The organism is Ruegeria hyattellae (assembly GCF_041537925.1).
Lineage (GTDB): Bacteria > Pseudomonadota > Alphaproteobacteria > Rhodobacterales > Rhodobacteraceae > Ruegeria_C.
Genome location: NZ_JBGOSH010000015.1, coordinates 62,099 through 74,740, shown reverse-complemented (window position 1 = coordinate 74,740; position 12,642 = coordinate 62,099). Strand labels below are relative to the sequence as shown.

The 12,642-nt window shown below is 54.9% G+C and carries 10 protein-coding genes and 1 riboswitch; of the genes, 4 read left to right on the top strand and 6 right to left on the bottom strand.

Annotated features, from left to right (window positions below; all coding sequences use genetic code 11):
- Nucleotides 1-429 precede the first annotated feature (429 nt).
- Both AB1E33_RS24785 and AB1E33_RS24780 read left to right on the top strand, forming a co-directional pair.
- A complete protein-coding gene (locus tag AB1E33_RS24785; RefSeq protein ID WP_372579923.1) occupies nucleotides 430-2,082 on the top strand; it encodes a L,D-transpeptidase family protein in 1,653 nt (550 codons plus the stop codon).
- A gap of 113 nt (nucleotides 2,083-2,195) precedes the next feature.
- Complete coding sequence (locus AB1E33_RS24780) at nucleotides 2,196-4,949, top strand: AsmA family protein (RefSeq protein WP_372579922.1); 2,754 nt, start codon at nucleotides 2,196-2,198, stop codon at nucleotides 4,947-4,949.
- A 12-nt stretch (nucleotides 4,950-4,961) separates the two neighbouring features.
- Here the strand turns inward: AB1E33_RS24780 and AB1E33_RS24775 are convergent, their stop codons facing one another.
- Entirely contained in the window at nucleotides 4,962-5,462 is a 501-nt protein-coding gene (locus tag AB1E33_RS24775; protein ID WP_372579921.1) for a hypothetical protein, read from the bottom strand.
- Nucleotides 5,463-5,852: 390 nt separating this feature from the next.
- Between AB1E33_RS24775 and AB1E33_RS24770 the strand changes: the two genes are divergently transcribed.
- Nucleotides 5,853-7,385: a phospholipase D family protein gene (locus AB1E33_RS24770; protein ID WP_372579920.1), complete on the top strand. Its 1,533-nt coding sequence runs from the start codon at nucleotides 5,853-5,855 to the stop codon at nucleotides 7,383-7,385.
- A 176-nt stretch (nucleotides 7,386-7,561) separates the two neighbouring features.
- Here AB1E33_RS24770 and AB1E33_RS24765 read toward each other — a convergent pair whose 3' ends face one another.
- From AB1E33_RS24765 to AB1E33_RS24745, 5 genes are all read right to left on the bottom strand, one after another.
- Nucleotides 7,562-8,377, bottom strand: coding sequence for a cytochrome c1 (locus AB1E33_RS24765; RefSeq protein WP_372579919.1), 816 nt, complete (start codon nucleotides 8,375-8,377; stop codon nucleotides 7,562-7,564).
- Between the two features lie 18 nt (nucleotides 8,378-8,395).
- The gene (locus tag AB1E33_RS24760) at nucleotides 8,396-9,742 is read right to left on the bottom strand and encodes a cytochrome b (RefSeq protein WP_372579918.1); all 1,347 of its coding nucleotides are present in this window, start codon (nucleotides 9,740-9,742) and stop codon (nucleotides 8,396-8,398) included.
- 11 nt (nucleotides 9,743-9,753) lie between these two features.
- Nucleotides 9,754-10,314, bottom strand: coding sequence for a ubiquinol-cytochrome c reductase iron-sulfur subunit (gene petA, locus AB1E33_RS24755; protein WP_372579917.1), 561 nt, complete (start codon nucleotides 10,312-10,314; stop codon nucleotides 9,754-9,756).
- 202 nt (nucleotides 10,315-10,516) lie between these two features.
- A complete protein-coding gene (locus AB1E33_RS24750) occupies nucleotides 10,517-11,125 on the bottom strand; it encodes a glutathione S-transferase (protein WP_372579916.1) in 609 nt (202 codons plus the stop codon).
- Nucleotides 11,126-11,212: 87 nt separating this feature from the next.
- A complete protein-coding gene (locus AB1E33_RS24745; protein ID WP_372579915.1) occupies nucleotides 11,213-11,833 on the bottom strand; it encodes an FMN-binding negative transcriptional regulator in 621 nt (206 codons plus the stop codon).
- A 55-nt stretch (nucleotides 11,834-11,888) separates the two neighbouring features.
- A riboswitch (FMN riboswitch) is annotated at nucleotides 11,889-12,088 on the top strand.
- A gap of 74 nt (nucleotides 12,089-12,162) precedes the next feature.
- Here AB1E33_RS24745 and AB1E33_RS24740 point away from each other — a divergent pair.
- Entirely contained in the window at nucleotides 12,163-12,603 is a 441-nt protein-coding gene (locus AB1E33_RS24740) for a 6,7-dimethyl-8-ribityllumazine synthase (RefSeq protein WP_372579914.1), read from the top strand.
- Nucleotides 12,604-12,642: the final 39 nt, after the last annotated feature.

The following is a 12,642-nucleotide window of genomic DNA, read 5'->3' as shown; positions in this document are numbered from 1 at the left end:
TGCGCATAGCGCGGCGGGGCAGAGCCCCAAAAAGGGGCGTGTTGCATTGATCGATCCGTCGCGTTAATTCCAGCGCTTTCTCTGACGCGAGCGACGGTAGATGCCCGCAGTAACAAGTTCCCCAATGGGGCCAATCCGCCTCAATCCTTATCCCTGCAACATGGTCTCACGGGCCCAGATGTTGTTTCGTTGCTTCTGGCGGGAATACCCAGTGGTCGATGTTGGGCGCTTCTCCCGGAATTCGGCGGGCGCTCGAGCTTGCATTTTCGTCTGCGTTAAAAAGGCGCCAAACCAAATCTGTCTTCAGCAAGAACCAGCGTCCATTTACACGCTGCCTTCGCTTCTTCCGATCGGATGGCAAATTTGAGAAATCAATAATTGCAATTTGAATATGTATAATACTGGAGTATCGTCCCGTCTTGAGAGTAAATGTATATCGGCACGGCAGGTGGGATGGTGAAACACATTAGGTCAGTAATTCCAACTACGCTTATTGCAATGCTGTTGGCATGCCCCAACTTAAGCTCTGCGAACCAAGTCTCAGAACAGATTGCAGCGCTGATAGGTGCAAACGTGGATGCGAGTGGCGCACTACCTGACAGCAAAAGTTTGGATGCGGAAATCCTAGTGCCGCATTTCTACGAAGAAAGGGGCTTTACCCCTGCATGGACACGCCATGAATTGGCGGGCGAGCTCTTTGAAGAATTGGAAGGAGCAGTTGACCAAGGTCTCAGACCGGAAGACTTTAAACTAAAGGAGCTTCGGGCCGCATTTGAAGTCGCCCAAGGTGGCGATGCCTCTGATCAAGCTCTATTCGATATTCTGGCGACTGATGCTGCCGTGAAACTCGTCCATCACTTGGTGTTTGGAAAAGTCGACCCAAGTGCACTGGACGACGACTGGAACTTCTCAAAACCGGTAATTCAACAAGACCCAGCAGTTGTATTGAGTCAGTTTCTTCAAGGCGACGGCTTTAGCGCATTAATTGAACGCATCGACATCGACAATGCGCAGTATGCGATGCTCATTGAAGCACTGAGCAAGTATAGGGCCATCGCTTTGCAAGGCGGTTGGACCAAAGTTCCCGATGAAAACGTTCTGAAGCCAAAAATGGTAGACCCTGCCGTCGCAAAGCTGCGCGAAAGACTTGCGACAGAAGGCTACGTTGGAACAAGCGAATTTCCAGAAGTTAGCCAAGATGGCACAAACCCAGCTTGGGTTTACGACGATAACTTGGTGGAGCTGGTCAAAACCTTTCAGAAGCGGCATGGGTTAGAAGCAGACGGGGTCATTGGCGGCAAAACTTTCGCTTCGCTTAACAAGCCAGCGGAAGATCGTGTTAACAAGCTGCGTCTGAGCCTCGAACGAGGTCGCTGGCTCATGCGGGAGATCGACGACGAATTTGTGCTGGTGAACATTGCAGGCGCCCGCACTTACTTGGTCACCTCCGAAGGGACGCTTTGGACCACCAGATCAATTACAGGGTCAGCCTACAGAAAGACCCCAGTGTTTCGAGATGAAATCAAATACATGGATTTCAATCCGACTTGGACCGTTCCCGCCTCGATTTTTCGGAAGGATAAGCTCTCACGCATCCGCAAGGATCCAGCCTACCTGACGCGCAACAATTATGTTGTTCGGAACAAAGACGGGCAAACAATCCCTGCCAACGCAGTGAACTGGGGGGCAAAGAACCCCGGTGTGACCCTGGTTCAGCAACCGGGTCCAGACAACGCATTGGGCTTGGTCAAGTTCATGTTTCCCAACAAATACGCGGTATACTTGCACGACACCAACGACCGCAGTCTTTTTGACCGAAACGAGAGAAACCTCAGTTCTGGCTGTGTTCGCCTAGAGCATCCATTCGAATTCGCGAGCCTTCTGATGGAGGGCGAACCGGACTGGAGCCGACAAAAGTTGCAATCCATTCTGGACAGCGGCAAGACAACTCGCGTTGAGTTACCTGAACCTATGCCTGTTCTTTTGACATATTGGACTGCGTGGGTCGAAGACGGTGGCGTTCATTTCCGTGAGGACCCATACGAACGGGATGCTCGCATCCTGGCAGCTTTGGATCGATGAGCATGACATGCGCGGCCTAAGACGACCTTCTTTACGTGTTAAGTTTGCCAGAAGCATTGGCGAATTCCGATTTACAGACAGACAAATCGGCGTAAGCGGCGACAGGGGAACGTATGAAAACTTGGCTATTTAGAATATTTGGCGCCGTCGCATTACTCGCTTTCGCAACAATCGCGTTTGTTTGGTTGCTACTTGCTGCGCCGCTATTCTCAGACATGCGACGTGGCTTTGTCGAAAGTGTTCTTTCTGAGCAAATCGGTCAGCCGCTTTTGGTCAACGACGACGTGAGTGTCGCGCTTGGACGCATTACCCATATCTATGTCGCTGGAGTGGTTATCCCGAGTCAGACAATGCCAGACACATCTCTTGCGGAGATGAAGCTTCTGGAACTGGAGTTGGATGTTGCCGCTTTGGCCAAAGGGCGTCTGAACTTTGACAATCTCGTATTGGAAGGCCTCCAAGGGAACTTTCTTACAGCCGCTGACGGCACAACAAGCTGGCAAAAAGGCCGACAGGCACCGAAGCCTGAATCCGAGAGCGCCGAGGCAGTGGACAACCAAGAAGCTTTAGCTGAGACCAGCACGTCCAATGAAAGTGACACGGAAACTAGCGGAATCCTCACATTTCTGAGCGACAAGAACGTAAGCTTTACCTCCATTGGGTTGAACATTGATGACCAAGCCTCAGGCTTTTCGTTTGTGTTCGACCTCCAATCTCTCGCTCTGGAACAAGTAGATGAAGGGCAAAGAACGAGGGTTTCGGGAACAGGATCCGTCAACGGTCAAAGGTTTGAAATCGAGGGCGACTATCCTCACGGCGCGCCGTTCACGACGCGTGCCAACTTCGGTGAAATGACCGTGAGCTATGATGGTGAGCCATATTCTGAGGCGGAAGGTGGTGGCTATCGAGCCGTCTTGCAGATGGACACTGGAGAATTCGGCGATTTTCTCGAAGTCATCGGGTTGGAACGTGCTCTTGAAGGCAACGGCCAGTTGCAAGCAGAGCTTGTATCTCAGGATGCTCTAAAAATCGAAGCTTTTGCGACCACCGTGAGCCTTGAGGATGGACAGCAACTCAAAGCTGAGGGGTCGATTGAAGACCTCTACACCGCTCAAGGCGTCGATCTGTTTTTTGATGCGCGGCTTTATCCTGAGGGACAGCCGCCACAATCAGCAAAGATTATCCAAGACCTGAAGTTCACGGCATTTGAAATGCACATGGTAGGATCACTGGCTTCTTTCGAATTCGAGAAACTGCTGTTCCAAACCAACGCATTTGACCAAGGACTGGACGTGATCGGGCCAGCCTCCATTGAACGCCTACGCCGCATGCCTGACGGCCGACTTGCAATGCTCGGCATTGCCTTGCAAGCCGGGCCAGTTGAGGACCCAATTCTTAAAGCCGAAGGCGAGATCCTCGACCTGCTCCAGCTTCAGGATGTGACCTTTGAAGGCACGCTCGACGGACCCGCCAAGCTGCTTTTACCGAGCATGGATGAAGAATATGTTGACCAGTTCGGTGGCATTATTGCCGACTTCAGCTTGTCCAATGAGGGAGGCCCGGTTTCGCTAAACAGGCTAAATGCCACAAGCTATGGCACCGATCTTTGGGCGCTTGACCTTGCGCTTTCTGTCGGCGAACTGAAAGGGCTGTCAGGTCTCGATTTTGACTTAGAACTGGATGTCGACAACGGTGCCAGTATTCTGACTGCGCTCAAGCTGCAACCTGTCGAGATTGGAGCCCTTTCCGTAGATGCAGAAACCTCGAAGCAGGGCGACGACTTTGATGCTTCAGTTGAATTTGAAGCCGGTTCATCTCAGCTTCAGGCCACTTTGGAAGCAAAGTTTCCGGAGGGGGCAACTTTCATTCGCGGAAGCATAACCAGCCAAAGGCTTGATCTTAATGACCTGAAGAATCTGACTGCCACGCTGGATCAGTTTAAGAGTTTAGTAGGCAGCGCTCCAAAAGTAGCTGACGACGAAGCCCAGCCTTTGGTTTTGCCGAAGGAAAGTGATGAAGCCGATGTCCAACCTTTGGTTTTGCCGAAGGAGAAAGGCAAGCCAGCCGATCTACTGGACGTACAACGTTTACTGACTGAGGCTGACGTGGAGGTGCAGATAGATTTCAAAGAGATCGTTGGTCAACAAGGCGTAACAACTGTCTCAAGCCAATTGTCTGCAAAAGAAGGAACCGTGGATTTTGGACCACTTCAAGTGGCATACGGCGGCGGAATTTTTAGCCTAAGCGCAGTAATTGACCTGATTGACTCACCTGATTGGCTCTCCTTGTCCGGGTCAACCTCAGGATGGGAGTTCGGAGAAATACTTGATGAACTGGGTGTTGGAATAGACGCGTATGGCCGTTTGAGCGGGGGGTTCAGCGTTAGGGGCAACATCGCCTCTGGCAAAGCCTTCGTAAACTCCATGCGCGGCAGCGCTTCTTTGGCAATGTCACAAGGATATATCAGCACCAGCCTTCTGGAACTGGCGGGTTTGGGTATCTTTCCCTGGCTGTTCTCAGAAGAACTTCGTCAAGGTTACACCGACATCACCTGCGTCGTGGCCCCAGTCCGCATCGAAGCTGGGCAGGTAAGCTCCGACTCCATCGTGGTTGAGACGGGTTCCGTTCAATTGGTGGCCAAGGGACAAGTGGATTGGGCAAACGATACTATCACGCTAAGAGCGGAACCTCGTCGGGTTGGCAAACCCCTTTCGCGCAGTGCTTGGCCATTTGACATCACCGGTCACCTTTCGGCGCCAAAGTTTGAGTTGGATGTGGGTGGATCTAGAAGCAAGGCTGCCGGAGGCGTAGATGAGATGCCCGCGAACAGACAGCCGTGTGTGCCGGACATCTATCAACTGAAATAGTTGGCTACAGTCTTATTCTTTAAGCGGTTCGGGCTGTTCTTTCTGGCATACTTGAACCGCCTCTATGGCTTTCGAAGATCCGCTTAGGTCAAGTTGGACCTCGGTGCCGCTTTCACCAGTAATGGTAACGCTTTGCCGCTTTCCGAACTCGCTTACAAATTCAGGATTATCAAAAAAGGCGTAACCACCTGGAACCCCGTTCTTGTATATGCCGACCGCTTCACCTGCAAATTTTGCGTCACCAAAGTCAAAACTCACTATGCCAGTGGCACCGTCTTCAATGTGCTCCCAAACCGGATTGTAAGCCGCAAAGAACCCGCCCGCCTGGTCGGGCGCCGCTCCGATCTCAACAGTCATTCCGTCATCAAACTGCCGCCATGCGAGACATCCACTACCCTTTTCGGGATCTATCAAAATAGTCCAATCGCCAGACTCACCCCAACGTTCCATACCAGCAGCGCAAACCGAACCTGCGGATAACAAGATTATTGCGGTCAGTACCCGTCTGTTCATCTGGCACCTCAACTCTAAACCGAGACTTCAAAACTAAGCCTAGCAATCATCCAAGAAAAATAAAGCTCGATAATACGGGGACAAAATAATTCAACTTTGCAAACGGAGCTACTATTCATGGTGCTGGAATGAAGAGCTTTTCCGCTTCTCGATTACCATCAGTGACTGCGTGAATTACGGTGCACGCGCTCATCAAATTTTAAAGCCGACGATTTTGTTTCCCAGCTTCATCACAGGCTTGCGATTTACCCAGAGAATTTCGCGCAAACCCGCTTCAGGTAAGCTGAGTTCAAACGGCACGAGAACACAACTTGTCGAAATATTTTCGATCAACCTTGAAGTCTCGCCTGTATGCATAGTCACTGAACGGATGATGTTGGGAGAATATTTATGAAGCCATGGGTAGCCATGATTCATGTCTGTTTTGCGCTGGCTCTCGCTGCTTGCGCACCCAAGGTCCGTACTTATGAAAAAACTGTAACTACTGCACAACAACCGCATTCGAACAGTGCCCTTGGACGAGCGGCAAACAGGCTCGGGGATCCCAAGGACGGGCGTTCAGGCGTCAAATTGATCAGCGACGGTGAGCAAGCGCTTGTCTCAAGACTTGTGTTAGCGGCAGAAGCCGAACAAACGATTGATGCGCAGTATTACCTTTTGCACAACGACCCTACCGGGCACCTTTTCGCGGCAAGTCTACTTCGCGCCGCAGATCGAGGCGTACGTGTCAGGTTGCTGCTGGATGACATTGATACATCCAGTTATGACGCGATGACAGCAGCGTTGGACCATCACGAAAACATTGAAATTCGACTTTTCAATCCATTCTGGAGAGACCAGAGCCTGCTTTTTGCGGGCTTGACTGATTTCAAACGCATCAACCGCAGAATGCATAACAAGTCCATGACTGCAGACAATGTGTTTACAATTGTTGGTGGACGCAACATCGGAGCCGAGTATTTCCTAGCGAGGGAAGAAATGAACTATGCGGACCTGGATGTACTGGCTGCTGGACCGGTGGTGAGCGAAGTCTCCCAAAGCTTCGATGCGTATTGGAATAGCGAGTTTTCTGTACCAGCACATGTGGTCGTTGGAAAGCCAGAAGCCTTTAGCTTAAGTGACGCACGGCAAAGGCTCGATGAACTCGTTGAGGAAGCAAAACAAACGCAATATGGAGCGGCTTTGAGAAAGTCCGCCAAGGAGAATTTCTCGGATGACGCCCTGTCGCTTGATTGGGTTATGGCCCGTTTGTACGCAGACCCGCCTTCAAAAACCGCAGGCAAAGAAAACGCAGATCCCATTCTCGCTTCTCAATTGTTGCCGTATTTCGAGGATGCCAAAAGCGAAGTGAATATCGTCTCTGCATATTTCGTGCCTAATAATAGTGGCGTGAAGTGGTTGACCGCGCTGGAAAATCGCGGGGTCGACGTCAAGGTTGTCACCAATTCCCTTGCCTCCAATGACGTTGCGCCGGTCTATGCACATTACGCAAAAAAGCGCAGAGCATTGCTTCGCGGGGGCGTCGAACTCTACGAGCTGCGCCCGGATGCCTATCAAGTTCACCAGCGCGGCATAAACTGGGCTAATTCGCGCTCTGGTTTGCATTCCAAGGCGTTTGCAATCGATGACCGTTACCTGTTCGTTGGATCGTTCAACTGGGACCCACGATCAGTAAACATAAACACCGAAATGGGCATTCTCATCGACGCTCCGACATTAACCACGCAAACCATGGGTGCACTGGACGAGGCGCTACCGGCGTATACCTACAGCGTGACGCTGGAGGATGCCGGCCAGCTCAAATGGAGAACGCGAAACGAGGATGGCACTATCTCAGAGTATGACGCCGAACCGACCGGCTCGACCTGGAATCACATCGTTTCAGGGTTTCTGAGTATCTTACCAATTGGCTCACAGCTTTAGGATCGCCAGAGGCGTGTTACATGGATCGATCTGTCGCGTTTATGAACGCGTCTTCTGAAGTGATGGGGATTGGGGCCAATCCGCCCCAATCCTGATCCCTGCAATTCGGTCCCTAAAAAGAAAACCCCCCGCAGTCAAAGACGCGAGGGGTCAGGTCGATATTCTGAAAGAAGCGCTTAGTGCCTCTTGCCCTTATGTGGTGCCCAGAGACGCTTGTTGGTCAGGTAGAGCAGCGACGCCAGGATCGTCAGGAACAGCACGCCGACGAAACCTGCCTGCTTGCGGGCCATCATCTTGGGTTCGGCCGCCCACATCAGAAACGCTGCCACATCCTCGGACTCGTGATGCAGGTCGTTGGAGTGCCCATCTGCGAACTCGACATCTTCGCCGTAGAGCGGCGGTGCCATGGAAATCCAACCGCCCGGGAATGCCGTGTTCTCATAAAGAACCGAACCCGCTTCTTCTTTCTCTTCGCCGGTGTATCCGATCAGCAATGACGCGATGTATTCAGCACCGCCAATGCCTTTGAAGAGTTGGTTGATACCCAAACCATAGGGCCCGTGGAACCCGGCGCGGGATTTGGCCATCAAACTCAGATCCGGTGCACCGGATGCGTGGTTTGCCGGAAAATGGTCACTGGCGATCAACGGCCGAAAGATGTCGTTTTCGGCGTCATAGAGGTGCCGGTTGGATTCTTCATCCAACACAGAGAACCCGGTGGCGTAGGCGCGCACCTGATCTTCCGGCAGACCCGGCCCACCCTCGTCGCCCAATGTGCGCAGAGGCACATATTGCAACCCGTGGCAGGCTGCGCAGACTTCGGTGTAGACCTGAAGGCCGCGCTGCAGCTGGTTCTGATCATATTTGCCGAACGGACCCTCGAACGAGAATGCGAAATCCTCGATATGCTGTTCTCCGCCGCCCGCCGCGAAAGACGCGGCAGGGGCCAGTGCAAGGGCAAAAGCGGCACCGATTGCTAGTTTCTTGAACATCTCAGTCGGTCCCTCTTCTTACTCGGCGGGCGTGGTTTCGGCGGCACCGGAACCATCAGCTTGCGTGCCGTAATGGGCGTTGAAGTCTTCTTCGATCGTCTCAGGCTGCGGCAGCGGCTTCTCGATCACGCCCAGAATGGGCAGGATCACGAAGAAATAGCCAAACCAGTAAGCCGAAGCGATCAACGAGAACGAGGCGTAAGGCTCCTCAGCGGGCATGGCCCCCAGCCACATCAGTGCCATGAAATCGACGATCAGCAGGTAGAACCACCATTTGAACATCGGACGATAGCGGCCCGAGCGCACGCTCGAGGTGTCCAGCCAAGGCGCCAGTGCCATTGCCAGGATCGCGCCGAACATCGCGATCACACCAAAGAACTTCGCATCCACGATGCCGCCGGTGATGAAGCTGGCGAACTGCACCACCCATACCTCGCCGGTGAAGGCGCGCAGGATCGCGTAGAAGGGCAGGAAGTACCATTCGGGAACGATGTGCGCGGGTGTGACCAGCGGATTGGCCTCGATATAGTTATCGGGGTGGCCCAGGTAGTTCGGCATGAACCCCACGATCGCCCAGAAGATCACCATCACGATGGCAAGGCCGACGAAATCCTTGATAACGAAATAGGGCCAGAAGGGCAGCGTGTCCTTCTTGACATCCTCTTTCGAGGTCCGACGCACTTCGACACCGGTAGGGTTGTTATTGCCCGTGGTGTGGAAGGCCCAGATATGCACCACGACCAGCGCGGCGATCACGAAGGGCAGCAGGTAGTGCAGCGAGAAAAAGCGGTTCAGCGTGGCGTTGTCCACCGCCGGTCCGCCCAGCAACCATGTCTGGATCGCTTCACCCACGAACGGGATCGCACCAAACAGGCCGGTGATCACGGTTGCACCCCAGAACGACATCTGACCCCAGGGCAGAACATAGCCCATGAAGGCCGTGCCCATCATGCAGAGATAGATGAGCATGCCGATGATCCACGTGATCTCTCGCGGGGATTTGTAAGACCCGTAGAACAGACCGCGGAAGATGTGAATGTAGACCGCCACAAAGAACAGCGAGGCGCCATTTGCGTGTAGATAACGCAGCATATAGCCGCCATTCACGTTGCGCATGATGTGCTCGACGCTGGCGAAGGCCAAGTCGACATTCGGGGTATAGTGCATCACCAGAACGATGCCGGTGACGATCTGCAGCACCAGGCAGAAGGCCAGGACGATACCCCAGATCCACCACCAGTTCAGGTTCTTCGGCGTGGGGATCATGATCGTGTTGTAGAGGAGGCCGACAATCGGTAGGCGGCTATCCAGCCACTTTTCGGCGTTTGATTTGGGTTCGTAATGGTCGTGCGGAATTCCGGACATGTCGCGCTTCCTTATCCCAGCTTGATGGTGGTTGGGTCGACGAATTCCGCGATCGGAACCGGCAGGTTTTCAGGTGCGGGGCCTTTGCGGATACGGCCCGATGTGTCGTAATGCGATCCGTGGCAGGGGCAGAACCAACCGTGGAAGTCGCCCGCGCCATCGCCCAGCGGCACACAGCCCAGATGGGTGCACACACCCATCATAACCAGCCACTCACCGGCTTCGTCCATCGAGCGGTTCTCGTCGGCGGCGTCAAGGCCGGGCTTGTTGGCGTTGCGGTCATCATTGTCGGGCAGATCGGCCAGATCGACCGAACGCGCCTCGTCGATCTCTTCGGGTGTGCGGCGGCGGATGAAAACCGGCTTGCCCAACCACTTGACCGTGATTTGCGTCCCTTCGGCGACGCCCGACACATCCACACGGATCGAGGACAGTGCCTGAACATCTGCGGACGGGTTCATCTGGTTCACCAGAGGCCAGACAGCGGCCCCCGTAACTACGACACCTGCGCCACCCGTGGCGTAGTAGAGGAAATCTCTGCGGGTGCCTTCGTGATCTTCTGCGTGGGACACGAGCCTTCTCCGATCTCAGCGCCCGCGAACGGGCAAACGTGCATATCCACCGCACGCGAATGCAGTGACTTAACGCGGGTATCTATCGGGCAGAAATCGGTTCGTCCAGCGGTCATAGGCGCGCAGGACGTTTCTTAAGTCGACATTTGGGAACAAAATTTCAACTGTGCGCGGAAAAACACGCGAAGCTGCGCCGATCTCGTCACCCCGGGGGCCGGGTGGCCTCCATGCTTGGGCGCGATTCGAAGGTGGAATACCACTCGGCCAGCGCCTCATTCCCGGTACGCCAACCGCGAACGCCATGGCGCAGGTCGAGGTAGCCCAGCGCGCAGCCCACCGCGATCTGCCCCATGTCCAGCGGGCCGGACAGATGCGCCATCCAGCGCTGATTCAGCGCAGCACAGGCGCGCGCGATCTTGGACCATTGCGCGTCAGTCCAACTGTCCCATTGCATGTCCTCGGGTCGCAGCCGCCCCTCATAGGTCATCAGCAGCGCGGCATCGAGGATACCATCCGCCAGCGCCTCGAGCGTCAGAACCTCCCAGCGGCGCGAGCCATCAGGGTACAAACCCGCCTGCACCCGCGTATCGAGGAATGCGCAGATCACCCGACTGTCGAACAAAGTCGGCCCGTCCGCGCGCTCCAGCGCCGGTATTTTGGTCAACGGGTTCTTGCCCAACAGCGGATCGGCGGGAGACAGGGGCGTGCCAGCAACGGACGAGATCTCGACATCCGGCAACTGACCGGTTTCATGCAGCAAAACCATGACCTTGCGCACATAGGGCGATGTCGGACTGTGGTAGAGTTTCATGAGGAGCCTCCTGCGCTGACCTGAACTTACAGAACATGCGTCAAAACAAAAGCTGTCAAATCGGAAAAGGCACGCGCCGCTGGCCGATCACTCTGCCGCGTCCCGCATCATTTGGGACAGGGCCGGAGTGTCAAGTCCGAATCCAACCGCCGCAACCCGATCGGCGGCGCGCAGCCGCACCTCTTCGGGCTTGTTCTGGTTCAGCTTCCAAGTGCCGTCAATTTTGTGCACATGGAACCGGCAAGGCACGATCATCCGCATCATGCGACCCAGCGCCTCCTCGGTCATCTTGTCAGCGTGCCACGGCGTTTTAGGTAGCAGCCGGGTTTCAAAAAACGCCGTTTCCCGATCCAGGATGCCGCGCAGATCACTATCGGGCAGCGGCACAAGCTCTCCGGTCAGGTGCACCGCGACATAGTTCCAAGTCGGCACCTGATCCGCGACCTCGTACCAATCGGGCGAGATATAGCCATCGGGACCAGACACCGCGATCCGTGCCACAACCGGGTCCCGCAACATCCGGGAAATCGGGTTCGACCGCACCAGATGCAGATCCGCTGTGCTGCCACCTTCGGACAACAGAAAGGGCACATGGCTGAGCAGGGGTAGCCCGTCGACGGCAACCGCCAGAACACCAAAGCCGCGCTCGCGCGCAAACCGGATATTGTTTTCGGGTGTGGTGCCGCGAAAGGCAGAGTTTGGATGCATCGGCGCTCTCCTCAATCAGGGTCTTGCAGTGCGGCGCGCATCTTGGCAAGGTCCATGATGTTCTCAGGGCGGGGCGAAATTCCCCACCGGCGGTATGCGGGCATAGACCCGTGAGCCCGCGAGCGGCTCTGCCGTATCCACGATCCGAAAAGCGGGAACCGGTTTTCGGGCTGATCGTGGAACCAGCGCAGAGTGTCAGCAGATCTGGTGAGAGGCCAGGGCCGACGGTTACAGTCCGGATGGAAGAGAACGCGCATGCTGTGCCGGTGAAATGGCGTGGCTGCTCGTGATCGCCTTGGGTGACGTGTCTGTTACGAAAGGAGTTCACAATGACACACACCCGATATGCTTTTGTCAAAGCCAACTGGCATTCCGATATCGTCGACCGCGCGCTTGACGGGTTTCAGGAGTTGATCCCCGTCGCGCAGATCGATGTCTATGACGTCCCCGGCGCATTCGAAATGCCGCTGCTGGCCCGCGATCTGGCACAGACTGGCCAATATGCCGCCATCGCCTGCGCCGCTTTTGTCGTTGATGGCGGGATTTACCGTCATGATTTCGTGGCCCAGTCGGTGGTCGACGGGTTGATGCGAGCCGGGATGGATAGCGGCGTGCCGGTCCTGTCGGTCTCGCTGACCCCGCACCAATACCAGGAAACCGATCATCACAACGCCATCTACCGTTCCCATTTCGTCGAAAAGGGCCGCGAAGCCGCGCAAGCCGCGATCGGGATTGTCAGAACCCGCTTAGCGCTCACTCAGGCGGCCTGATACCGCAGCGCCTCAGGGGGAATCCCCCTTGAGGCGCAC

What these genes read in the sequence shown, in the direction of transcription:
- AB1E33_RS24785 (WP_372579923.1), top strand. Translation starts at nt 430, where the DNA reads ATGTATATCGGCACGGCAGGTGGGATGGTGAAACACATTAGGTCAGTA.
- AB1E33_RS24770 (WP_372579920.1), top strand. Translation starts at nt 5,853, where the DNA reads ATGAAGCCATGGGTAGCCATGATTCATGTCTGTTTTGCGCTGGCTCTC.
- AB1E33_RS24740 (WP_372579914.1), top strand. Translation starts at nt 12,163, where the DNA reads ATGACACACACCCGATATGCTTTTGTCAAAGCCAACTGGCATTCCGAT.
- AB1E33_RS24775 (WP_372579921.1), bottom strand. Translation starts at nt 5,462, where the DNA reads ATGAACAGACGGGTACTGACCGCAATAATCTTGTTATCCGCAGGTTCG.
- AB1E33_RS24780 (WP_372579922.1), top strand. Translation starts at nt 2,196, where the DNA reads ATGAAAACTTGGCTATTTAGAATATTTGGCGCCGTCGCATTACTCGCT.
- AB1E33_RS24745 (WP_372579915.1), bottom strand. Translation starts at nt 11,833, where the DNA reads ATGCATCCAAACTCTGCCTTTCGCGGCACCACACCCGAAAACAATATC.
- AB1E33_RS24765 (WP_372579919.1), bottom strand. Translation starts at nt 8,377, where the DNA reads ATGTTCAAGAAACTAGCAATCGGTGCCGCTTTTGCCCTTGCACTGGCC.
- AB1E33_RS24750 (WP_372579916.1), bottom strand. Translation starts at nt 11,125, where the DNA reads ATGAAACTCTACCACAGTCCGACATCGCCCTATGTGCGCAAGGTCATG.
- AB1E33_RS24760 (WP_372579918.1), bottom strand. Translation starts at nt 9,742, where the DNA reads ATGTCCGGAATTCCGCACGACCATTACGAACCCAAATCAAACGCCGAA.